Origin of the sequence: Helicobacter sp. NHP19-012, from assembly GCF_019703325.1 — a bacterium.
GTDB classification, from domain to species: Bacteria; Campylobacterota; Campylobacteria; order Campylobacterales; family Helicobacteraceae; genus Helicobacter; species Helicobacter gastrofelis.
On the sequence record NZ_AP024819.1, the window covers coordinates 405,824 to 427,129 of the forward strand.

General features: G+C 46.6%; 25 protein-coding genes and 1 tRNA gene. 10 read left to right on the plus strand and 16 right to left on the minus strand.

What is annotated here, in order from left to right; genetic code table 11:
• Nucleotides 1–273: 273 nt before the first annotated feature.
• From K6J74_RS08385 to K6J74_RS02055, 4 genes are all read right to left on the minus strand, one after another.
• Nucleotides 274–957, minus strand: a complete 684-nt coding sequence (locus K6J74_RS08385) for a glycosyltransferase family 4 protein (RefSeq protein ID WP_260321648.1) — start codon at nt 955–957, stop codon at nt 274–276.
• A 188-nt stretch (nt 958–1,145) separates the two neighbouring features.
• Entirely contained in the window at nt 1,146–1,454 is a 309-nt protein-coding gene (locus K6J74_RS08390; RefSeq protein ID WP_260321649.1) for a hypothetical protein, read from the minus strand.
• A 281-nt stretch (nt 1,455–1,735) separates the two neighbouring features.
• Entirely contained in the window at nt 1,736–2,149 is a 414-nt protein-coding gene (locus K6J74_RS02050) for a DUF535 family protein (RefSeq protein WP_260321650.1), read from the minus strand.
• A 58-nt stretch (nt 2,150–2,207) separates the two neighbouring features.
• Complete coding sequence (locus K6J74_RS02055) at nt 2,208–2,759, minus strand: hypothetical protein (RefSeq protein WP_221272248.1); 552 nt, start codon at nt 2,757–2,759, stop codon at nt 2,208–2,210.
• A gap of 613 nt (nt 2,760–3,372) precedes the next feature.
• On the opposite strand from K6J74_RS02055, the gene K6J74_RS02060 reads away from it, so the two are divergent.
• On the plus strand, nt 3,373–3,708 hold the full coding sequence (locus K6J74_RS02060) for a hypothetical protein (RefSeq protein ID WP_221272249.1): 336 nt from the start codon (nt 3,373–3,375) through the stop codon (nt 3,706–3,708).
• 143 nt (nt 3,709–3,851) lie between these two features.
• On the opposite strand, the gene K6J74_RS02065 is transcribed toward K6J74_RS02060, so the two are convergent.
• The 3 genes from K6J74_RS02065 to K6J74_RS02075 form a co-directional block, all read right to left on the minus strand.
• Nucleotides 3,852–4,439 carry an NAD(P)H-dependent oxidoreductase gene (locus tag K6J74_RS02065; RefSeq protein WP_221272250.1) on the minus strand — a complete coding sequence of 196 codons (588 nt, stop codon included), beginning with the start codon at nt 4,437–4,439 and terminating at the stop codon, nt 3,852–3,854.
• Nucleotides 4,440–4,486: 47 nt separating this feature from the next.
• Nucleotides 4,487–4,563 (minus strand) — tRNA-Met (locus tag K6J74_RS02070).
• A gap of 43 nt (nt 4,564–4,606) precedes the next feature.
• Nucleotides 4,607–5,074, minus strand: a complete 468-nt coding sequence (locus K6J74_RS02075) for an HP1233 family protein (RefSeq protein ID WP_221272251.1) — start codon at nt 5,072–5,074, stop codon at nt 4,607–4,609.
• 41 nt (nt 5,075–5,115) lie between these two features.
• On the opposite strand from K6J74_RS02075, the gene K6J74_RS02080 reads away from it, so the two are divergent.
• On the plus strand, nt 5,116–6,246 hold the full coding sequence (locus K6J74_RS02080) for a tRNA pseudouridine(13) synthase TruD (protein WP_221272252.1): 1,131 nt from the start codon (nt 5,116–5,118) through the stop codon (nt 6,244–6,246).
• Nucleotides 6,239–6,784, plus strand: a complete 546-nt coding sequence (gene folE / locus K6J74_RS02085; protein ID WP_221272253.1) for a GTP cyclohydrolase I FolE — start codon at nt 6,239–6,241, stop codon at nt 6,782–6,784. The genes K6J74_RS02080 and folE overlap by 8 nt, the downstream gene beginning before the upstream one ends.
• Here folE and K6J74_RS02090 read toward each other — a convergent pair.
• Nucleotides 6,768–7,925, minus strand: coding sequence for an FtsW/RodA/SpoVE family cell cycle protein (locus K6J74_RS02090; RefSeq protein ID WP_221272254.1), 1,158 nt, complete (start codon nt 7,923–7,925; stop codon nt 6,768–6,770). The genes folE and K6J74_RS02090 overlap by 17 nt on opposite strands.
• Nucleotides 7,926–8,071: 146 nt before the next feature.
• On the opposite strand from K6J74_RS02090, the gene flgB reads away from it, so the two are divergent.
• The 6 genes from flgB (at nt 8,072) to K6J74_RS02120 (ending at nt 14,423) form a co-directional block, all read left to right on the plus strand.
• The gene (flgB, locus tag K6J74_RS02095; protein ID WP_221272255.1) at nt 8,072–8,494 is read left to right on the plus strand and encodes a flagellar basal body rod protein FlgB; all 423 of its coding nucleotides are present in this window, start codon (nt 8,072–8,074) and stop codon (nt 8,492–8,494) included.
• A 9-nt stretch (nt 8,495–8,503) separates the two neighbouring features.
• Nucleotides 8,504–8,995 (plus strand): flagellar basal body rod protein FlgC, encoded by a 492-nt coding sequence (gene flgC, locus K6J74_RS02100; RefSeq protein ID WP_053827290.1) that lies wholly within the window; start codon nt 8,504–8,506, stop codon nt 8,993–8,995.
• Nucleotides 8,996–9,081: 86 nt separating this feature from the next.
• Nucleotides 9,082–9,384: a flagellar hook-basal body complex protein FliE gene (fliE, locus tag K6J74_RS02105; protein WP_015107557.1), complete on the plus strand. Its 303-nt coding sequence runs from the start codon at nt 9,082–9,084 to the stop codon at nt 9,382–9,384.
• 150 nt (nt 9,385–9,534) lie between these two features.
• Complete coding sequence (locus K6J74_RS02110; RefSeq protein WP_260321705.1) at nt 9,535–11,283, plus strand: peptidoglycan D,D-transpeptidase FtsI family protein; 1,749 nt, start codon at nt 9,535–9,537, stop codon at nt 11,281–11,283.
• A 77-nt stretch (nt 11,284–11,360) separates the two neighbouring features.
• The gene (locus tag K6J74_RS02115; RefSeq protein WP_221272257.1) at nt 11,361–12,458 is read left to right on the plus strand and encodes an Mrp/NBP35 family ATP-binding protein; all 1,098 of its coding nucleotides are present in this window, start codon (nt 11,361–11,363) and stop codon (nt 12,456–12,458) included.
• Nucleotides 12,459–14,423 (plus strand): FUSC family protein, encoded by a 1,965-nt coding sequence (locus tag K6J74_RS02120; protein WP_260321651.1) that lies wholly within the window; start codon nt 12,459–12,461, stop codon nt 14,421–14,423.
• A gap of 57 nt (nt 14,424–14,480) precedes the next feature.
• Here the strand turns inward: K6J74_RS02120 and K6J74_RS02125 are convergent, their stop codons facing one another.
• From K6J74_RS02125 to K6J74_RS08395, 5 genes are all read right to left on the minus strand, one after another.
• Nucleotides 14,481–14,882, minus strand: a complete 402-nt coding sequence (locus K6J74_RS02125) for a restriction endonuclease subunit S (protein ID WP_221272258.1) — start codon at nt 14,880–14,882, stop codon at nt 14,481–14,483.
• Nucleotides 14,879–15,115 carry a hypothetical protein gene (locus K6J74_RS02130; RefSeq protein ID WP_221272259.1) on the minus strand — a complete coding sequence of 79 codons (237 nt, stop codon included), beginning with the start codon at nt 15,113–15,115 and terminating at the stop codon, nt 14,879–14,881. The genes K6J74_RS02125 and K6J74_RS02130 overlap by 4 nt, the downstream gene beginning before the upstream one ends.
• A gap of 120 nt (nt 15,116–15,235) precedes the next feature.
• Nucleotides 15,236–15,574 (minus strand): hypothetical protein, encoded by a 339-nt coding sequence (locus K6J74_RS02135; protein WP_221272260.1) that lies wholly within the window; start codon nt 15,572–15,574, stop codon nt 15,236–15,238.
• Nucleotides 15,575–15,612: 38 nt separating this feature from the next.
• The gene (locus K6J74_RS02140; RefSeq protein WP_260321652.1) at nt 15,613–17,481 is read right to left on the minus strand and encodes an HsdM family class I SAM-dependent methyltransferase; all 1,869 of its coding nucleotides are present in this window, start codon (nt 17,479–17,481) and stop codon (nt 15,613–15,615) included.
• The gene (locus tag K6J74_RS08395) at nt 17,472–17,648 is read right to left on the minus strand and encodes a hypothetical protein (protein WP_260321653.1); all 177 of its coding nucleotides are present in this window, start codon (nt 17,646–17,648) and stop codon (nt 17,472–17,474) included. Before K6J74_RS08395 ends, K6J74_RS02140 begins: the two co-directional genes overlap by 10 nt.
• 136 nt (nt 17,649–17,784) lie before the next feature.
• Between K6J74_RS08395 and K6J74_RS02145 the strand changes: the two genes are divergently transcribed.
• Nucleotides 17,785–18,786 carry an SMP-30/gluconolactonase/LRE family protein gene (locus tag K6J74_RS02145; protein WP_221272261.1) on the plus strand — a complete coding sequence of 334 codons (1,002 nt, stop codon included), beginning with the start codon at nt 17,785–17,787 and terminating at the stop codon, nt 18,784–18,786.
• On the opposite strand, the gene K6J74_RS02150 is transcribed toward K6J74_RS02145, so the two are convergent.
• Genes K6J74_RS02150 through K6J74_RS02155 form a run of 3 tightly spaced genes read right to left on the minus strand, consistent with a single transcriptional unit; the run spans nt 18,764 to nt 21,260 of the window.
• Nucleotides 18,764–20,212, minus strand: a complete 1,449-nt coding sequence (locus K6J74_RS02150; RefSeq protein WP_260321654.1) for a selenocysteine-specific translation elongation factor — start codon at nt 20,210–20,212, stop codon at nt 18,764–18,766. The two genes, K6J74_RS02145 and K6J74_RS02150, sit on opposite strands and share 23 nt — an antisense overlap.
• The gene (locus tag K6J74_RS08400) at nt 20,185–20,601 is read right to left on the minus strand and encodes a GTP-binding protein (protein WP_260321655.1); all 417 of its coding nucleotides are present in this window, start codon (nt 20,599–20,601) and stop codon (nt 20,185–20,187) included. The genes K6J74_RS02150 and K6J74_RS08400 overlap by 28 nt, the downstream gene beginning before the upstream one ends.
• A complete protein-coding gene (locus K6J74_RS02155; RefSeq protein ID WP_260321706.1) occupies nt 20,598–21,260 on the minus strand; it encodes a hypothetical protein in 663 nt (220 codons plus the stop codon). Before K6J74_RS02155 ends, K6J74_RS08400 begins: the two co-directional genes overlap by 4 nt.
• Nucleotides 21,261–21,306: the final 46 nt, after the last annotated feature.

The window sequence follows — 21,306 nt, forward strand, 5'->3', positions numbered from 1 at the left end:
CCTCAATACTCGCACAGGCTAGAATAGAGTTAAAACTCCCCTTGGTCACTTTTTTAAAATTTTTGAGAATATGTTCCACCACTTGGGCGATGCGCTTAGGGTGATAAACATCTGCTTCGCTTTTTAGCTCTATGTCTGTATTTATATCATGGTAGTTAAGAAGCGCAATAGATTTTTATTATGGATGGCATCCACGATCGTGTAATGGTGCAATTCCCTACCAAACTGCACCTTTTTCCGTTCACGGTGCGATGCAAAGGATCTTGATTGTAACTAATCCCCTAACATCCTCTCCACGATCTGTATATGCTTTTGCATGCTCTCTTTAAAGTCAAAGAGTTTAGCCCTCTCTAGACCTTTTTTAATGCATTCTTGGCGTAGAAATTCATCTGTTAGGGCAATCTCTAATTGTCTAGCGATGTCTGCGATATTATATGGATTGCAATAAACTCCGGCATCGCCTAGGATTTCGGGCATGCAAGAAACATTGCTAGCTAAGACCACACAACCCACATGCATCGCTTCTAGCATGGGCAAACCAAAACCTTCAGCAAAACTTCCCCACCACAGCAAGCGGGCATTGGCGTATAGGGTTTGCAATAAACCATCAGAAACATAGTTTAAGTTGATGATGAAGTCTTGACTAAAATATTGCTTATCATATCCATCTATGTCGTTGGGTGCGCCTGTGAGGACAATTTTAAAACGACTTTGCAATTCCTGCGACAAGAGTCTAAAGGCATCGATGAGACCACGTACATTACGCCGTTTGGCTTTGGCTCCCACCACCAAGATAAATTCTCCTAAATGCGGTGGCAGTGGTTCTAAATGCTGTTCTCTATATTCTCTTAAGCCATGGTAGATCACATGCACCTTTTCTTTAGGAAAGCCAAATGTTTTTAAAATATCTGCTCTCACACACTCGCTAAAACAAATCGCCTCTGTGTAGGTGCGCATGATGGGGAGGACAGCTTCCCTCCAAAATATTTTCATCTCTTGGCTAATGAGCCATGCTTTTTCGTCGCATAAAGGCAAATCATGGATACAGCCCAAAGTTTTTTTGGCATTGAAAGAAACCCCTTCATACGAGGGTTCTATGTAGAGATCAAAAAACCTCTTTCTATTGCGTTTAGCTCTTTGTTTTTTTAAAAGTTCAAAAAACAATGCTTTAAAGATAAATAGAGCCTTTGACCTAAAATAACTTTAGATGGTTTGATTAAAGATAGTTTAATTAAATGAATAAACTTCTTTTTTAGTCGTGTGTTAGAAGAGTCTCGTTCGCTTAACCATGCTCGTAGGTTTGGATAAAATTTGCCATCACCATAAATCGTGATGTTGATATCTTTTTTGCCCTCGAAATGCTTTTCCAAAGTTTCAATAAAGGTTAGAGCATACACACCTAAGCCTGTTAAATCCCCCTTGATAACCGATGCATTAAAAACAATCTCTTTCAAAAACCTCCAAAACCGGATACAAAATTTGACATTCATTGTACCAAAAATTCTTCCGCGGTCTTTGTATGGTTTACATGCTCTCTCTTAATGTTATAAAAGCCTTTATTGCTTTGGAACTAGGGCTGAACTTTTTGTCTTTGCATGCCAATGCATCTATAAGAATTTTAGGGCGATAAACGCAAAAATGTTGATCGCCATACCCATAGAACTTTTCTTAAGGATGATCACGGATGAAGAAAGCCTAACTACCTCTGTGGTTGAATGCTCCACACTTTGCTTTTTTAGCCATGCCTTATCAATTTTTTAAGATTGTCTTCCATTTCACTTAAAAGTTTCAAGCGTTTTCTGTGGATAGCGCGTCTTTTTTGTGGATAATGTGAGATGTCTTTTTGGGTGTGGGGTAGATTGTAATATGTGCGCCCCTCAATCTCCAATAAATCCGCTCCGCGCTTCATAAAGAGATCGTCATAATTGCGTGCGAGCTCCCCATATTTCGCATAGGCAATTTGTCCTGCATTGGGGATTCCAAGAGTTTTATCTAGCCCTAAGACTCTAGTGAGGACTATTTGCAATTCTATAAGAAAAAGACCCGGCTGGCAACAACAATACTTGTCCAAAAATCTAATGTGTTCTTGTTCCAACCCTAGTTTTCCCTGCACACCACCAATAAGCAAGTGTGATTGGGGGTGATGCACAACGAAGAAACATATACATATGTGGAAACATTGTCTTTTGTGTAAGAAATTTCTAGTGCTAGAAAGCCCTCTGTGTAAAAAAGGCGTTTTCGCTGGGTTTTAAAACAAAAAGAATATTCCCCCCCGCATCTTTTAAAGTGTAAAACTCCACACTCTGTAAGGCTAAAAAATCTACAAACCTATCACATATCCGTATCTGTAAATTTTGTAGGAATTTTAAGTTAAACACGATCCATTCCATACGCTCTGCATGGGTGAGTCGGGAATCTGCAAACCACTGAGAGGTGTTCTCCATTTCTATCACGGGGTTTTGAGGAGCATGGGCAAGAGGGAGAGGAACGAGAGCCAAAAATGTTTCCCTAGAAATTTCGTGTTTTTGTAGCCAAACCACCACACGCTCTCCCATTTTCAGCCAAATTTTAAAATTCAAATCACGATCATCCACCATCTGTTGCAAAATTTTGGCATTTAAATCATGATCGCGCCGAGCAAACCACCATAGAGCCCGCATGGTCCTTAAAAAACTAGCCCTACATATGTTGGGGAAAAGACGCAACATTGCCCGAAAACCCAAAAGCATTAAACGCCCCAAAAGTAATTTAAATCTCAAAAATCTCCCTATCCTATATTGTAACACCACTAATTCTTCGACCCCTAGATGAAAGCTCAATAAAAACTTGTAAGCCACAAAACTTTCCAGCTTGGCTATGAGAACCCTAGCAGAATCGAACAAAACAGCATCGCCACACAGACATATTCCGCCGCTAAAACACTCTTACGATAATATCTTAGAGTTATAGTGAAGTACCCAAATGCTAAAGACATTTGGGCTTCCTAGGCTGATGTTGCCCGTAGGGAGAGTTTGGTTCTCACTCTATGTCCCTATAGTAGGGATTTTACAGAGTTTGAGCTCCAACGCATTCCCTACAGGTCTCACACATCATATCTCCAAAGGCGTAACTTTCGGCACTCCCTGCCGTAGGTACGAATGTACAATGAACATTATACCACGAATTAGTGGCATTCATCCCACCCGCTAAAGACAAGTGGGATTTCTGCCAAAGAGTTTTAAAGTGCAATTAATGTAAAAGGGTTTTTGTGCAAAAATACATCTTAAAAACTCAAAGATAAAAGTGTGTTGGTCTTTGGAGCGGATAAGACACAGAAAAGTCTAAACATCGCCACGCTTGAAGTGCTAGCCCAACACTCTATCTTACGCCAAAGTGGGGCTAGATTTATCGCTTAACGACAGCTTTTGGATTGTGCCAAGTGGGAGCAACTACCTATGGCAAGACTTCAATCTCTACGACAACCCCCTTAACACAGCTGTAAGTTTGACCACACTCACGGGGCAAAGCGTAAAAACTAAGTTGCCAACAAGCGGGTTACGGCTTTCTCCTGAACTTACCACAAATGGCATGCTTAAAAAATGTTGGCAAAGAGACGCAACGGGAGAAATCACACCCATTAAGGGGCAAATGGCACAGAGAGCTATTGCGAACACTACACCGCCCAAGTGGCTAAGACTTTGGGGCTTAACGCCATTGCCTATGATTTAGACAAACAATACAACGAAGTTGTTTGCTGGCTGTTTCAACAAGTACTGAAAGTAAAATGACGGGTTCTTAGTATTCAATGACACACCCCCAGTATTTTCAAGCTAATAAAAACAAGGGCAAGTGTAAGGGCGCTAAAGTCAAACTCAAAACGCCTCAAAAACTTTTTGTAAGTGGGCAGTGTAGTCTTGTAGGTATTGGGGGATTTGGGGGTTTTTGATGACATCGTGGCAGATGAAGGTGGGCAAGGCTTGCATGCCTAAAAATTGATGGGCTTTGTGTAGGTGCAAATACACCCCATCCACGCCCACGCCCTCAAAAAATTCCTCTTTCTCAGTAAAAGCCTCAAGTGGGGCGTTCCAAGTGAGCGAGAACATATATTTTTTGCCATGGATGAGCCCACCCTTGCCGTAGTTCTTTGTGGGGGCTTTGTGGCTGCGACCATCGTTTTTATAGAGCTTGCCATGCCCGGTGGTGAAGACCTCATCGATGTATTTTTTCACAATCCATGGCTCACCCATCCACCACCCCGCCATTTGCCAAATCAAGACATCGGCGTTTAAAATCTTAGCCACTTCCTCATCAAGGTTGTAGCCTCGATCGATTTGGGTTTGCTCTATGTTGTGCCCCAAATCTTTTAACACCTGCACGGCGTGGTCGTGCAAAGTGGTGTTTAAACGCCCGTTGGAGTGCCCGAATGCTTTAGCCCCGTTGAGTAGTAAAAGTTGTGCCATAAAAACCTCTAGATTCATTTTAATGTATAAAGAAAGTGAAAGGGAATTGGTGTCAAAGGGGGGACTTGAACCCCCGACCTCCGGCTTATGAGACCAGCGCTCTAACCGGCTGAGCTACCTTGACACGAAAAACGCCCATTCTATAAAACTTTTACTTAAATTTTGTTTTAAAGGTGCAAGTCCATGGTTTGGTAGACTTGGTTATAGGCGTTTTTGTAGCGTTGCACGAAGTCATTGTTGATGCCAAAGGCGCGTTTGGCTTGCATTTCTTGCAGGGCTTTAAGGCCATCTATTTTTTCTTGCGCCTGTTTATCCTTTTGGATTTGCCCACCATAAAAGCTTGTGAGGCTGTAGAGCGATTGGGCGGCGAGGCGTTTTTCATTTTCGTTCATGCCTGCTGTGGCACGCAAGAAGGCATCGTATTCATTATCGCTCATCAGCTCTAGCACCAGAAAGCCATAGGTTTCTCTTCTAAGTCCGTTAGGCTCGGTTTCACTTTTAGAGATTTCCACCACCGCTTCAGGCTTGCTCTCAGCGGGGGCTTGGGGGGCTTGGGGGGCTTGTGCTTGCCCTAGACTTGCAGAGCCTAACAACGCATATAAGGACGGATTGTTTTTGATGTCTTTAACTTCCATGACAAGACCCTTTCAATCAATTTCAACCCTACAAGCAAAAAATGCTCCAAATTATGGTGTATAATGCCCGCATGCAAAATGAAAACCAACTCCCCCGCTTTTTCAGCGCAAACCATGCGCCCATTGACTTTTACTTTAAGAAGTGCGCCCGCGATTTCGTAGTGCAAGAAGAACCCTTGTATGCCTTTAGCCAAAGCGGGGAGCATTTAATCGTCCATGTCCGTAAGAAAGACAAGAGCACTTGGGAAATGTTAGGCCTGCTCTCGCAAGTGCTGGGCTGCAAGATGTCGGTTTTTGGCTACGCGGGGCTTAAAGATAAAAACGCCCTCACTTTCCAATATATCTCCATGCCAAAGACCTATGAAAAAGCCCTATCGCAGCACGCCCAAACCCTCTATGCGCAGGGCATAAAAATTCTAGACACCACCGCCCACACACATAAAATCCGCCTAGGGCATTTAAAGGGCAATCATTTTAGTTTACGCCTTAAAAAGCTCACCCCCCTAAGCGCCCAGAAAATCGCCGAAGTGTTGGAGATTTTGCAAGAAAAGGGGTTTTTAAACTACTTTGGGGCACAACGCTTTGGCAAAAGGGGGGATAATTTCAAGCACGCCACCACGGGCAAGAAAAAGCTTGATAAATTTTTACTCTCCAGCCAGCAAAGTTATTATTTCAATCAGTGGCTAAGCGCAAGGGCGCGCTTAAACGCCTTTATCAATAACTTTAGCCCTCTTGAGATCGCTAAAGAGTATCCTAAAATCCCCCTAGAGCAAGCTAAAGCCCTCAAAGCCCAGCCCCAAGACTTCAAACTCTTAGAGGGCGATGTGCTCTGCCACTACCCCTTTGGCAAGTATTTTTTCCACACTGCTAAGGATTTAGACACGAATTTAGAAAGGTGGCAGGCTAAAAGCCTTGTGGTAACAGGGTTACTGCCCGGCTTTAAAGTCTTGGAAGCGAGGGATTTAGCCGGGGCGTTTGAAGAGCCTTTTAAAAAATCTATCAATTCTTGCGGGGATCGGCGGTTTGCGCTTGTCTACCCTAGTGCAGTGGATTTTTTATACCTGCCCCAAGAAGCGCAGGGGCAACTCAAGTTTTTTCTCCCCAAGGGGGCGTATGCTACGATTTTTTTAGAAGAGATCGCCCACCAAGAGTTGTTTAGCTCCGATGTTTGAGGCGTGTTTTCAAGAGCTGTGCTTAAGCGTGGGCGAAGACCCAAGTAGAAAAGGGCTAAAGAACACGCCCGAGCGGGTTAAAACCCTATGGGCGGATTTGATGGCAGGCTACAAACAAGACCCCAAAGAGATTTTAAGTTCTAGCTTGTGTGCGCCCTCAAGTGGACTGGTGGTGCTGCAAAACATAGAGTTTTACAGCGTGTGCGAGCACCATTTGCTGCCTTTCTTTGGGCGGGTGAGTGTAGGGTATTTGCCAAATGTCAAAATCGTGGGGCTGGGGGCGATTGTGCGTCTTGTGGAGTGCTTTTCTCGGCGGTTGCAAATCCAAGAGCGCTTAGGCGCACAGATCGCCAAAAGTTTGCAAGAGTGCTTAGAGCCTAGGGGGGTGGGGGTGTTTTGTGTGGCAAAGCATTTATGTGTCGCCATGCAGGGGGTGCAAAAGCAAGAGAGCGTGCTCAAAACCAGTTGTCGGCTCGGCGCATTTGAAGAGCCTAGCGTGTATGCGGAGTTTTTACAAAGCCTCAGTGTGCCTGTTTAGATAGGCTTAACACCAGCCCTAAAGCCACAGAGTTAGCCAAAAGCGAGCTGCCCCCATAGCTTAAAAAGGGCACAGCGATGCCTTTAATGGGGATGATCCCGCTCACTCCAAAGGCGTTGATGATGAAAGAAAAGGCGATGAGTAAAGCTACGCCTAGGCAAAAGAGCATGTGTTTGGGGTTGTCTAGGCGGTTGGTGATTTTAAACAGGGCGTGCAAGATGATTAAAATCACGCCTACGCACACCGCCACCGCTACAAAGCCCAATTCTTCAGCAAGCCCAGCCAAGACCATGTCCGTATGCACCTCGCTTAAAAAGCCGAGCTTGACCAAGCCGTCTCCCAAGCCCTGCCCGAAAATGCCGCCGTGTTTAATGGCATTGCCAGCATGGTAGATTTGGTAAGGCTCGGGCAAATGCTCGATTTTTAGACTGCTGGCAAGCTTTTGGGGCAAGATGGAGAGGATGGAGCTTTGCAAATTTGCCCACCAAAGTTTCATGCGCAAAATGCGATGGGCACTGGTGCTGATCGCCACGACCCCGATGACGATCGCAATGCCTAAGAAAATGCGAAAGAGTTTAAAGCTCCCCCCTGAAAAGATGAGCAAGAAGCCTAGCACAATGGCGAGTAAAATCACCTGCCCCAAGTCGTTTTGCAAGACCCCGATTAAAAACGCCACCGCCAAGAACACGACCAAATAGGGGATGAGGATGGCAAGCTCTTCGCGCACGCCGGATTTTTCTTTATTAAAAAAAGTCCTTGACAAGCTCCACGATAAAAAAAACACAAAGCCCACTTTAAAAAACTCGGTGGGGGCTAGGGAGAAAAAGGGCAGGCGAATCCAGCGCTTTGCCCCCCCTGCGCTGCTAGACATGCTCTCGGGCAAGAAGTTCATGAGCACAATTAACAAAGCAGAGCCTAGCAAGATGGCAAAGCCGATTTTGCTAAACCATTTGTCCGGATCAAGCCATGAAAGCCCCCACATGAGAGAAATCCCCACAAGGGCGGCGACTAGCTGACGGATGAAAAAATGGAACTCGCTGTAGTGGTAAATGAGCGTGGTGTAGGTGGAGAGGGAGTAGCTTAAAAGCACGCTAAAAATCATTAAAAAACTAGATAGGGTGAAGAGATACCGGTAAGCCATAAAAACCGCCCAAAGTGTGTTAAAAATGTGCTATAATTATAACTCATTTATCAAGCGCAGCACTTGCGATTTTGGGCTTGTGGGCTTGGGTGTTTTGGAATACTCATTGCTTAGAGTCTTGCAAGGTGCAAGGAAAAGGGGCAGACATGGATTTGTCAAAAGCGTATCCGCTCGTGTACAAGGCGATGGACTACCGCTCTTTGCGGCAGGATTTGATCGCAAGCAATGTGGCGAATGTGGACACCCCCTTTTACCGCCCAAAAGATGTGGACTTTGAATCGGTGTTGGCCCAAAAGAAGGCTGAGGTTTTCGACCACAAAGAGGACAAGGTGTTGGCGTTGGCGGTTACAGACCCTAGGCATTTAGAGCCTAGTTTGGATGAGAGCAAGAAGGCAACGATCTTTTTTAGGGATGGGCATTTGGCAAAAAACGATGGCAACAGCGTGGATTTAGACATTGAAACCTCTGAAATGGGGAAAAACTCCACAATGTATCTCGCCCTCACCACCGCCCTAAAAAAGCATAGAGGCATCATCAATTACGCCATAGACGCAGCGAAAAACATTTAAGGAGCGTGCATGTTTTTATCCAGTTTTGACATTAGCGGTTACGGGTTGTCCGCCCAAAGAGTGCGCGCCAATCTAATCTCGTCTAACATTGCCAACGCCAACACCACCCGCACCGATGAGGGTGGACCCTACCGCCGTCAAGAGGCGGTGTTCAAGTCCTTTGACTTCAACAAGATTTTAAACGAAAAACTCGCTCAAGACAATAATTTATTAGATTATGAAGACCCCTTAGACGAGAGCGATGACATTGAAAAGCCAAATCCCCCTATTATGGGCGTATATGTGGATAAAATCGTAAGAGATGACAAAGCCCCGCTGTTAAAATACGACCCCACCCACCCCGATGCGGATGCGAACGGGTATGTGTCCTACCCCAATGTCAACCCTGTTGTAGAAATGGCGGATTTGATTGAAGCCACAAGGGCGTACCAAGCCAATGTGGCGGCGTTTCAAAGCACGAAAAATATGGCAGCAAATGCCATCAGCATGTTACAAGCATAAAAAGATTTAAAAGAAAGGGTTGTTTCTTTAGACTAAAAGATTATCTAAAAGAGGCGATATAGGTGAACACGATGCAAGGAGTCAACATGAAGACTTTATACACTGATATAGGGTTGAATAAAACAAGCACTCCTTTAGATTCAAAGTCGCATGAGAATCTAATGGAGAAGGGGGAGTTCTCTCAGATGCTCAAGCACTCTATCGATGAACTCAACAACACCCAGATGGAGTCCGACCGGGCTTTGGCTGACATGGCAACCGGGCAAATCAAAGACCTACACCAAGCCGCCATCGCCATCGGCAAGGCAGAGACGAGCATGAAGCTCATGCTAGAAGTGCGCAACAAGGCGATTAGTGCCTACAAGGAATTGTTAAGGACGCAAATCTAGGGTTTTTTGAGCTTGTGTTTGGTTTCTCTCTTAGTCTCCTTATAGAAAAGTTTTAGTTTAGGGGGGCTTGTGGATCACCCTGTAGCCACCCCCCCCAAAAGTCCCCCAACCGATAGACCCGATAGCGACCCTAGGCGCACCGAGCGCCTAATGATGATTTTTATTGTGGTGGGGGGGTGTTTTTTGTTGTTCTTGGTGGTGATGTTTTTTAAAGCCGTGTTGCCGCGCAAAATGCCCGCCCTAGTCGTTACCAGGACCGACATCGCCACAAGGGGGCAAATTTACAGCCAAGACGGCTTTAGTCTTGCCAACAGCCAAAAGCTCTTTAAAGTGAGCTTCAACACCCTATCCATTGACCCGCACAAGCAAGAGTTTTTCATAGACTTGCTCTCCATTTACACGAACATCCCCAAAAGCGTCATCGCCGAGAAGTTCAAGCAAAGCGGGTTTGTGACGCTCTCTTACAACATCAACGCCAACACCGCCGCGAGCTTAAGGCAATTAAACGCCAAATTCTTAGCCTACAATGTCTTTAAAGAGTATGAAGACGCAAATAAAAAAGTCATGCCCAAAATTGGCCTAAGCATTGAAGTGAGCGGGATTGCCCGCAACTACCTTTACAAGGACAACTTTGAGCCGCTTGTGGGCTACATCCAAAAGGTGGATACGGGCAGAATCACCTCTATTAGGGGCGTGAAGGGCATTGAAGACTCCAAAAACACCACCCTAGCCCCCAAGAACGATGGCAGGATGACGGGCAGGCGGGATTTGGGTTTTAATCTCATTGAAAACCGCAGTTTTAAAAATGTCCCCAGAATCGATGGCTCGGACATTGTTCTTAGCATCCCTTTAAAAATCCAAAGAGAGCTAGAGCAAATCCTAGACACTGCCAAAGCCCGCTACGGCGCGCACCAAATCATCGCAGGGATTTATCTCCCCCAAAATGGTGAGATTCTAAGCCTTGCCACCACCAACCGCTTCAACCCCAACAACATCCAAAAGAGCGACTACCCCTCCCTCAATGTGGATGCCATTGAACTTTCTTTCGAGCCGGGCAGCACGATTAAGCCTATTGTCTATAGCCTACTTGTGGATAAAAAGCGCATTGACCCAAGCCGACCCATTAACCTAGGGCATGGCTCTTATAAGCTTGGCAAATACATTGTGAGAGATGACTTCATCCCCACCAAGCACACCACCATAGAAGATGTGTTGATCCGCTCAAGCAACATAGGGATGATTAAACTCTCCAAACGCCTAAGCGGACAAGAACTCTACACGGGGCTTAAGAGTTTTGGGTTTGCTGAAGAAACAGGCATTGACTTGCCCTATGAAAAAACGGGCTTGTTGCCCGATGTCAGAAAACTTAATGGCGATGTCTATAAGGGCACGGTGTCTTATGGCTATGGCATGCGCGCCACTTTTTTACAGCTCTTAAGGGCTTATGGGGTCTTTGTCAATGGAGGCAAGCTCGCCACACCCCATTTAGTCCAAAGAGAAATCACCTATCCAAATGGAGAAATGTACACCACAAAATACCCCCCTATAAGGCAGGTCATCGCCCCCAAGAGCGCGCAAGAAATGCAAAATTTGCTAGTAAAAGTCGTTACCAAAGGCACGGGCAAGAGCGCGCAGGTGGCAGGACTCACCATTGGGGGCAAAACGGGCACGGCGCACACCGCCAAAAAGGGCAGGTACACCGATGCCTACAACAGCTCGTTTTTTGGCTTTGCTAAGGACAAAGAAAACACCTTTGTGATCGGGGTGGTGATCTTTGGGTCTTTGGGCAGCACCGAGTACTACGCTGCGCAGACCGCCGCGCCCATTTTTAAGCAGGTGGTGCAAATGTTGGTGAAAAACCAATACCTCACCCCCACCAAAGCCTTAGCCAAGCCCTAGCCGTTGCCATATTGTGGCAAAATTAAGAAAAACTAGGTATAAGTGGTGTTTGTACGAATTTTGTTTTAAGGATAGCAATGGTTACACAGGAAGGCGTTTTAGATGTCTTAAAAAAGGTCATTTACCCCAATTTTGAAAAGGACATTGTGAGCTTTGGCTTTGTGAAAAACATCACTTTGCACGAAAACAAGCTCGCCCTTTTGCTCGACATTCCCTCAAGCTCCCCACAGGTGGCAGACACGCTAAGGGCAGAGATCACAAGCAAAATGCAAGAGCTGGGGCTAACCTGCCGCATCGATATCAAAACCCCCGCTAAAAGGGATAGGACGCAGCAAGCCGAGCAGGCCACGAAAAATTTAGCCCCTAACATCAAGCATGTGGTGATGATAAGCTCGGGCAAGGGAGGCGTGGGCAAGAGCACCACGAGTGTGAACTTAGCCATCGCTTTGGCGGGCTTAAAGCAAAAAGTCGGGCTTTTAGATGCGGATGTCTATGGCCCCAATGTGCCCAGAATGCTAGGGCTCATGCAAACCAACCCCACCACTGATCCCAGCGGTAAAAAGCTCATCCCCCTAGAAGCCTTTGGGGTGCGGGTGATGAGCATGGGGCTGTTGTATGAAGAGGGCCAAAGCCTCATTTGGCGCGGACCCATGCTCATGCGTGCTATTGAGCAAATGCTGACCGACATCATTTGGGGCGAGCTAGATGTGTTGGTCGTGGACATGCCCCCGGGCACAGGCGATGCCCAGCTCACCCTCGCCCAAGCCGTGCCTATCGGTGCCGGTATCACCGTCACCACACCCCAAACCGTGAGCCTAGATGATGCCAGCCGCAGTTTGGATATGTTCTCAAGGCTGCAAATCCCCATTGCCGGGATTGTGGAAAATATGAGCGGGTTCATTTGCCCTAAATGTGCGCATGAGAGCCATATTTTTGGCAAGGACACTTTAAACGCACTTGCCAAGCAGTATAAAACCCAAGTGCTCGCGCAAATCCCCCTAGAGGTGCAGGTGAGAGAGGGGGGTGATAGCGGCATGCCCATTAGCGTGTCTAACCCCAAATCCGTCATCAGCCAAGCTTACAGCCAAGCCGCCAGCAAGCTACTAGACTTTTTAGCCCAAGTGAAGGCGCAAAACCTTGCGGATAACAAGAGCATCCAGCCCACTATCCACTAAATGCCCCTCTTAGCTCAGCTCAAACGGACGATTCACCTCTACGACCCGGGCTACTTTAGTCTCATTTTTGCCCTAAAGACCACTTTAACCACTTTCCTTTGTGCCGGGCTAGGGGCGTTTTTCTTTGGGCATGCGATTGTGATTTGGGCGGGCTTTCAAACCGTCTTCATCTACGCCTTAAGTCTTGTGATCAGCGATAAAGAGCACGAAATCTATTACTTCGTGGTGTTCATTGCCATCAGTTGTGTCAATGTGCTCTTGTTCTACCCCATGGCGCATTTTGGGGTGTGGTTGTGCGTGCCTATTTTTGTCATGACTTTTTTGGTGGGCATGTCCACTGCTTACAGCCTAGATTTGCACAAGGTTTGCAACGCCGCCCTGTCTAATGGCTTGGTAACCTGTTTGTATATTGATGCCCACGCCTCCTTAGACTTGCAACAAACCTTGTTTATGATTCTAATGCTGGGCACTCTAAGCATTTTGTTGCAATCCTTTGTGGTGGTGTCTAAATACAGCTACTTCATCAAAAAACGCTTTTCTACCCTGCTCTCTAGCATGGATTTAATGCTGCAATACATCAACAGCCCCGCCGACTACACCCACATCAAAACCCAAGTGCTCGCCCAAATCCACAACACTAAATTAATTCTAACCTCCCGCTCGGGGCGCATTAAAGACCCCCTAGCCGTGCGTAACCTACAACGCGCCCTCTTCCAGCTACATGCCTTAGAAGAGATTTACCATTCCATCCACTCCATTTATGGAGAGCTGGGCTCTTTAGACGCAGTGCGCCAAGAAATCCGCAAAAACCTCCAAACCCTCTCTAATATTTTCACCAAGCAAGACTTGCAGCTTGACAAGCAGGCTTTAAATGCCCTAGACCCGAATTTTGACAAAGTTTTGCAGCACTCCATTGCCATTATTTACAATAAAATGGAGGTTTTTATCATGGGAGGTGAGGAGCAAGCCAAGCAAACCGACCCCGTGCATAAGCCCTCACTAAGGCACATCCTAGACGCGCTAAACACCAAAAACCCCATTTTCCAATACGCCTCTAAATACGCTTTGGCCATGGGGATTGCGGTTTTCATCGCCCGCTACTTTGGCTTTAACCATGGCATGTGGATTGCCATGGCAACCCTTTTAGTGTCGCGTTTTAGCTTAGGCAGCACCAAAGAAGTGCAAGTGGAGTTGGTGCTAGGCTCGGCGGTGGGGCTGGCGGTGGGGCTGGCGGTGGTGTGGCTCTTTGCTAAAAGCGTAGTGTTTGACGGCTTTTTGGTGGTGAGCGTGTTTTTATTCATTTACCTTAGGGTGTATTCTTACGCCATATGGGCGGCTTCGCTCATGTTTGCCTTCGTGCTGTGTTTTTCTCTGCTTAGGCAGGATTTCGTGGATATGGTTGCTTTTCGGGTGGCGGATTTGGCGTTGGGGATTGGGATCGTGTATGTGGTGTTTTTGTTTGTGTGGCCCAAATATGATCGGGATGAGTTTATCCAGCACATGCGCCACTTGGTCGCCACCTTGCGCTGTTTGCTAGAGGATGCGAGTCAGCATAAAACCCACGCCCTAAGCACCCAAAACACCTTTTTAAAGCAATTAGACGCGTTTAGGCTGTGCCTAAAGAGCGCAAGGGCGGAAACCTCAGATGCCAATACCCTAAACGCGCTCTTAAGGGGCTTGCAGTCCATAGACATGCTCGACACCTGTAGCTACCGCCTCTACGATTACTGCCTCAATGTGTCTCTGCCCGAAGAAAAGCAGCTCTTGCTCGACAACAACACCCAACTACTCTTAAACCGCTACACCCAAATGTCCAACTACCTTCACAACAAACCCCACTACTTCAAAGCTAAAGAGGGTGGACGGCTCTTAAAAGTTGACAGCGAGCTAGACAACCTGCTAGAGACCATCTTTTTCGCCCAAAATAAGCTCTTTGAAGAGCTCATGTATGTGTTTAAGTATTAGGCGATTTGGGGGGCTAGCTTAAAGAGCCTAAACGGGCTTTAAAGGCGTGCTTAAAACTTACTCGTAGGCACTTGATTTATCCTCCCACAACGCTTTAACTCTTTCGATTTGTTGCTTTTCTAGAGCGCGTATAAAATTCTCCATCACATCATAAGCAATACCCCCACCCATCACCGGCAGTTTAAAGCGCTCCTCTAAAAGCCTCTCTTTGTTGATTTCGCGGTTAAAGCCGTACTTGTGTTGCACGCCATGGCGTAAAATCGTGGTGCAAAAGAGGGCCAAATGGCGGTTAAGTTCTCTATCTTTCAGCCACACCACCATGCAATGATCCGAGGTGACAAAGGGGTAGGGATGGTAAAAGCAACTGCCCACGCTCCCGCTGTTGGCTATGGTGATTTTGTTTTGATAGATTTTCATGTAGTCGGGCGGAGCGACATAGCCATCCACGCCATTATTCAAGGCACTTGATGAGATATAGGCGGTTTCTCCTTGTATGTGATCCCCCTTTTTATAGCGCCTCCCCTCTCATAACAAAAAACCTTGCTAAAGCTAAATTCCTTCCAAGTTCCCCCAGTTGTGCCGGGTAAAGTTGTGAAATAATGGCTAAACAAATCCAACGCCTCTTGCTCTAAAGGGGTTAGGGCGGTGTTATCTAAATTGGTTACTTTTAGATACGCTTGAAGTTCCCTCAAACGCTCTGCTTGAAGTTCCCTCATAAAAGCTTCCATAGCCTCAAAGGCGATTTCTCCGGTGGGGGTGTGGGGCAACAAGATTTGCTCTTGACTAACTTTAGCCCAGCCGGATTTGTTGTTTCAATCAAACTTAGCCAAGACCTTATTCAAGCACACAACCAAAAACAAATATTGTAAGCGGTTTAATTCTCTGCCCTTAAATTTTAGGGCGTAGCAATCTTGCAATAGCGCAAACTCTCTAAGCTGATAAAAAGCAGGTGCATCCCCATTTGCCCCTACAGAAACCATGTTTTCTAAGACCTCAGCCCCCTCTCTTGGCATATAGCACGCTATACCATTATTTTGCGTGGTGCAGGTGATGGCGGGGATATATCCCTCTGTGGGTTCTATGGGTAAAAAGCGTTTTTGGTATCCGTGTTTGGTGGGCTTAAACACCTCAAAAATTGCATCTAATTGCACCCCACGCCAGCTCAAGGCATTTAGAGCCTCCCAACTCGCTAGGCGTGGGTGAAGGGCTTTTCCTCCGTGCCTTTCAGCACTAAGGACACTTCATAGGCTAAAAACTCCGCCACACTCCCGCTAAAGTCGCCCATTTTAGGCGTGGTGTCGATTTGTTGGTGTTGGGCGTAAGTCCAGTCTTTGCCCTCAGTGTTGATCGTGTCCTCAATGTAGCAATCTTTATAAAAGTCGGTTTTGCATGCATCGCCCAAAACTAAAGCGACCAACTCGGCATAGCGTTCTTTGGCATGGTCGGTATCCCTTAAATTTGTGCTCGCCCATGCCTTTTTGCGTGCCGCCCTTGTGTAGCCATCATGGCTAAAGTCTATGAATTTCACCTTTTTACTTTTGCGGTGTGCTTCTCCCACATCAAAAACATAAATCGCCGTCTGCACGCTGGACTTACCCACAAACAAATCTAAGGGCATTTTAATGCTCGCCACTAAAGTGCTGTGTTCTAAAATCCTCTTGGTGTAAGGGTAACCATTGCCACTGCCCGCATTCTCTTGGATGATCACCACCGCCCGTCCGCTAGTCATCCGCTCTAATGCCCGCTCTACAAAAATAAAGCCCTTACCATCAACACTATAGGGGGGGTTGAGTAAAAACACGGTGGCGTTAAAAGGTTTGCCCTCTTTTGCCCCCTGCCCGTAGTTGCCCTTAAAGTCCTTTAGGCTGTTTTGGTGTAAAAAATTCGCACTCCCATCGCCTAGCAAGAGCATGTTTAAAATCCCCATTAAGTAAATGTCAGTGTTCTTCTCAATGCCTAGCAGTTGTTCGTTTTTGATCTTGATGATTTTGTCTTCTCTATCTTTGGGGTTTGTGATCTTTTCTCTGCAATCTTTGATCATTTTATTCATGCTAGAGATCAAAAACGCCCCCGAGCCAGCGGCATAATCCCATACGAAAGAATCTTGATTGGCTTGGGCGAGTTCCACCATTAAATCCACCGCCTCAGAGGGGGTCAGCACCACATCATTTTTTTTGTTATCGGGGACCTTGAGCCACCCAGTGAGCACATTAAACAGCTTGCCCGCAATGTCTGCCGTGCTGGTGAGCTTTTTAACAAGCGGATGCACCCCCTCTAAAAACCGCCCATAAATATTTTTTAAGGGGCTTTCGGCGGTGCTGGCAGTGGTGTAACCGTCAAACGACCACAGCTTAGAATGGATAAAAACGGTCTCGAGTTTATTGAGGATCAGTTCGTTTTTTTCTTGGGGTAACTTCTTGGCGTTTAAAAAGGCTTTGATTTTTTGGATAAACTCTTTTCCATCGTGGGTGTCCTTGTCCTGCTCGCTTTTTAAATCCTCTAAAGTCAAGGCAGAGATTTTATAAGGCACGCCCGTAGCCGCCATAATTATCCCCACAAGCAGGGGTACCCGCTTATCTTCATCAAAGTCTAAAATGCCATCTTCTAAAAACTGGTTTATCTTTTTGAGCTGATCCTCTGTTTCTTCTTCTAATTTTTCAAGGACTTTATTGCGTTCTGCTTCGCTTAGGGTGAGGTTGTCTAGGGCTTTATCTAGCCTCTCTAAATCCGCCAAAATCCCCAAATTTTTAAAGTCCCCGATTTTTTGGGGCACGGCTAAATGCTTGGTGTTGAGGTAGTAAAGGGCATATTTTTTATGAATCTTGCCCGCCTCTTCATAGCCATTGATCCCGATCGCGATCGCCTCGTTGTAGCTGTAGCTGTAGTCTAAAACCACATTGGCGTAGTGCAACGCCCCATTGAGGGCGTAATTTTTAATGGCATTGGTGCGTAAGTCTAGGCTATTGGTTTTTTCATCGTATTTATACAAACGCCCCTTAAGTCCCTTGACCTCGATCATCACAGGCAGTTTGCGCGCGCTGGGCGTGTTTAAAAACAATTTGAGATCGGGGTAATTCTTGCCACTCCCCCACTTTTTGAAGGGGCTTTTTCTAACGCCCTTTTGATTTCGTCATTGATAGAGTCTGTCTTAGCAAAGGAGCGGATATTGAGATTTTCTAGCTCTTTTTTGATTTCGTATTCTATGGTTTCTTCAACACTTGGCATGGTTTCCTCTTGTATAAAAGGGGGTATTTTAATGTATTTCGCCCAAAAAGGGGGTTAAGCCCACAAATCGCCTGAAAGCAGGAGGTGTCTTTATGCAATCTGTGTTATCATGGGAGCTTTAAATGAAAGGATGGACATGGCGTTCAAAAAATGGCGATTTTTAGCCCTTGCGGGGTTATTGTGTGGGTTGTTACAAGCGCAAGAGGCGACCTATAAAGTTTACAACAAGGTCTTTAGTGGGCTTATCAACACCAAGGAACAGCCCCAACTGCTCTACAACAATGGCAAATGGCTAGAAGGTCCGCAGGTCTTGGCAAATGGCGATGTGGCGGTGAGCGATGTAAACGCCAATGAAGCCCTGCTTGTGCAAAGAAACGGCACGCATTTTCAAGTCCATCCGTGGTTCACCCCATCAGGTCCGCAAAACGGGCATGCCCTAGATTGGCAGGGGCGACTGCTTGCCACAAATTATGGCAAAAGGGGGATTGAACGCTTAGAAAAGGGGCACTGGAAGGTGCTCGTGGACAGCTACAATGGGCAGAAGTTCAACAGTCCCAACGATTTATGTGTCGATCGCAAGGGGCATATTTACTTCACCGATCCCAAATTTTGGCACAACACACAAGAAAAGGGGGGTGAGTATGTCTACCGCTACGACCCCGCCACACACGAGATCAAACGCCTCAACACCCCACTTTTAAAAATCCCTAATGGGATCGCTTTAAGCCCAGACAACCAAACTTTATATGTCGCTGATAGCGAGCTAGCCCACGACCCTAAAAATAAAGACCTCAAACACCAAATCCTTGCCTACAACATCGATGGTAATGGGGATTTGTCTAACCCACGCATCTTTGCCACAATCGAGCCAGGCTTTCCTGATGGCATTAAGGTCGATCCGCACGGCAATTTGTGGGTGAGCAATGGGCATGGGATTTCTGTGTTTAGCCCTAAGGGCAAAATGCTGGGCGAAATCATTTTACCCCAAGTGGTGAGCAATTTAGCCTTTAGCCTGAGCCCAAAAGCCCTGCAAATCCTGCAACAACATAAGGTCTTTGCTGCTGAGGATAGCCCCGCCTTGTTGTTTGTAACCTCCGCCTCTAATTTGTATCTTTTTAAGCTTGGGGAGGATTTTTAAGGGTGCGCCTGCCTTCTTGGTTGTACGTGTAGCCGAGCTTGTCTAGGTGTTCTAAGTAGGCGATGGCGTATTTGCGCGAAAGGCTTAATTTGTCTTTGATGAGCTGGACATCTAAGTAACCGCTTAGGTGCAAAATCTCTAACATCACACTTAGGATTTTGTCCAGCGCGCTTTTAGCCACAAAAACATTATGGCAAAGCCTAATCACTTTCTTTTGCTGGCATAGGGCTTTAAGGGCATTATCGCCCACTTGGCGGTCAATGTCTAATGAGTCGTAAAGGTTGTAGGGGGCTTTGGGGGTGAGTTGCCCCTCTAAGAGCAGTTGATAGAGTTTGTCTTGGAGTTTGTCTTGGAGCTTGTCTAATTGTTGGTGGGCTAAGAGCCATAGCCCCCGCTCTTGCTTTAAAAACCCCTCTTTGGCCAAAGTGTCAAAGGCTAAGTTGGCTAGGTGGGGGCTGATGTAGCTGTGTTTGAAACTAAGGCTTTTGGGGCTTAAGAGGGCTTGGGGGTTTTGGGCATAGATGTTTTTAAGCGTGTAGATCACATTTTTTAGGGTTTCGCTGGGGTAAAGCACAAAGTCTTTTGAATCGACCAGCACGCCCTCTAGGGTGTTGGCAATCTCTAGGGCTCTTTGGTGGGTGCAGCCAAAGCGTTGCATGGAGGAGAGCAGGCCAAAGCCCTTTTTATGCGCCCTCACAAGCAGGCTAAAGGCACTCTTTAAATCCCCTTGAGCTAGGGCTTTGAGTAAGGGCAGTTTTACAGGCTTTTTTAACATGTCCACAATGGGGTTTAATATTTTTGCCGCCCCCCACACCCGCTGGTTCACGCTGATGATAGCGGTGTCCAAATAGCAGGCAAAAACGGGCGCGTCTAGCACCAAAGTGGCAAAAGGATATTCTAAAATGAGCAGTCTGGCATTGAGTTTATGCGTGCCAATTTGCACGCCTAGGCTTTGGTTGTGCCTTAAAGGGTCTTTATCATAGGTGCTAAGCTGGACATCCAGCCGATCAAAGCCACGCAAATAGCCCTTAGCGGTTAAAAGCATGCCCACTTTTAAATCCTGTGCCTTGACTCCTTGCAGCTGCAACGCCACACGCTCGTGTAGGCCGACTTTTTGCACCTCTTGGCCGTGTTGGTGCAAAGTCTTTACCCCCGCCACTTGGTTTAAGGGGGCGATGAAGACTTGATCGCCCTTTTGCACTACCCCACCCCACACGCTCCCGCTCACAGCCACTCCCCGCCCGGGCAACACAAACACCCGATCCACATACAGCCTAAAGAGCTGTTCCAAATCTGAGCCCATTTGGCGTTTGTCAAAGGGGTAGGTGCTTAAGAAGTCTTTTAGGGCTTGGATACTCTCTAAATCGTAAACACTACAAGAGAGCACCCCCAAAATGTCTAGGGGTAGGGCTTTAGGGCGGCGCAAATGGCCTCTTTGCTCGCTTCAATGTCCTGGCATTTATCCGCCTTAGAAAGCACTAAAATACAAGGAATTTTTAATAACGAGAGCACCAAAGCGTGCTCTAAACTCTGCTCTTTTACGCCCTCGTTGGCGTCCACCACAAACAACCCCGCATCAAAGCCAAAACTGCCCCCCACCATGGTAGAAACTAGGCTTTTATGCCCGGGGACATCAATAAAGCCTAGAGTGCGCCCTGCTATCTTCAAATGGCTAAAGCTTAGATCAATGGTGATCCCTCTAGCCTTTTCGTGCACACTGGTATCGCCCTCAAAACCCGTCAGTGCCTTGATGAGCGCGCTTTTGCCATGGTCGACATGCCCACAAGTGCCTAAGAGGAAATAAGAGGGGTTCAATGCTGTGTGGGTTGCAGCAAAACTTTAATCCCCCCTTTAAGCACGAGGGGGTTATTCACATCGCTCACACGCACAAAGCGGACTTTATCACCAAGGTGTAGGCTGATTTTCTCGGTGGGGTTCTCAGCCGCCATGTATTTTAAGATGTGTAAAGACGAGTCGAACAAGCTCACTTGCGGCTGCCACTCAGCACTGTGGGCAAAGACCACCAAATGCCCCGGGCTGGTGATGTCTAGCCAATACTCTCCGCTGATCTCTTTAAGATCTAGGGCATGTCCTGTGGGGATTAGGGGCGTCGTGTAGGCTAGGCGTGGGGTTTGCACCATAAAAGAGTAATCCCAATCCTTTAGGCTCTTGCGTTCTAAATCCACGAGATTAAAGCCGTATTTGGCAAAGAGCCTTACCGCGAGTGTGGGGTCTAGGGCATATTCGGTATTTAAGCCAAAAGTGGCACTACTTATGTCCTCTTTGTATTGCACTTGTAACACGCTGAAATAGGTGTACCCCATAGAAGAGAGCACACTTTGGATTGTTTTAAGCAAGAGTAGGGGGGAAGTTTTAGCAACAAAACGCACCTGTAACAAAGCAGGGCGATTAAACTTTAAGGGTAAAAGACCATTGTCTTTAAGAGTCGCTAAGACTTTTCCAATTTGCAACACTCCTTGATTGTAAAAGCTTGCTCGATCTTGAAAAACCCTATGGATA

Bases quoted from the DNA above. Each gene is read 5' to 3' on its own strand.
- K6J74_RS02065 (WP_221272250.1), bottom strand. From the start codon at position 4,439: ATGGCACAACTTTTACTACTCAACGGGGCTAAAGCATTCGGGCACTCC.
- K6J74_RS02110 (WP_260321705.1), top strand. From the start codon at position 9,535: ATGATGATTTTTATTGTGGTGGGGGGGTGTTTTTTGTTGTTCTTGGTG.
- K6J74_RS02080 (WP_221272252.1), top strand. From the start codon at position 5,116: ATGCTCCAAATTATGGTGTATAATGCCCGCATGCAAAATGAAAACCAA.
- K6J74_RS02075 (WP_221272251.1), bottom strand. From the start codon at position 5,074: ATGGAAGTTAAAGACATCAAAAACAATCCGTCCTTATATGCGTTGTTA.
- K6J74_RS02115 (WP_221272257.1), top strand. From the start codon at position 11,361: ATGGTTACACAGGAAGGCGTTTTAGATGTCTTAAAAAAGGTCATTTAC.
- K6J74_RS08395 (WP_260321653.1), bottom strand. From the start codon at position 17,648: ATGCCAAGTGTTGAAGAAACCATAGAATACGAAATCAAAAAAGAGCTA.
- flgC (WP_053827290.1), top strand. From the start codon at position 8,504: ATGTTTTTATCCAGTTTTGACATTAGCGGTTACGGGTTGTCCGCCCAA.
- K6J74_RS02090 (WP_221272254.1), bottom strand. From the start codon at position 7,925: ATGGCTTACCGGTATCTCTTCACCCTATCTAGTTTTTTAATGATTTTT.
- K6J74_RS02145 (WP_221272261.1), top strand. From the start codon at position 17,785: ATGGCGTTCAAAAAATGGCGATTTTTAGCCCTTGCGGGGTTATTGTGT.
- K6J74_RS02120 (WP_260321651.1), top strand. From the start codon at position 12,459: ATGCCCCTCTTAGCTCAGCTCAAACGGACGATTCACCTCTACGACCCG.
- K6J74_RS08385 (WP_260321648.1), bottom strand. From the start codon at position 957: ATGCGCACCTACACAGAGGCGATTTGTTTTAGCGAGTGTGTGAGAGCA.
- flgB (WP_221272255.1), top strand. From the start codon at position 8,072: ATGGATTTGTCAAAAGCGTATCCGCTCGTGTACAAGGCGATGGACTAC.
- fliE (WP_015107557.1), top strand. From the start codon at position 9,082: ATGAAGACTTTATACACTGATATAGGGTTGAATAAAACAAGCACTCCT.
- folE (WP_221272253.1), top strand. From the start codon at position 6,239: ATGTTTGAGGCGTGTTTTCAAGAGCTGTGCTTAAGCGTGGGCGAAGAC.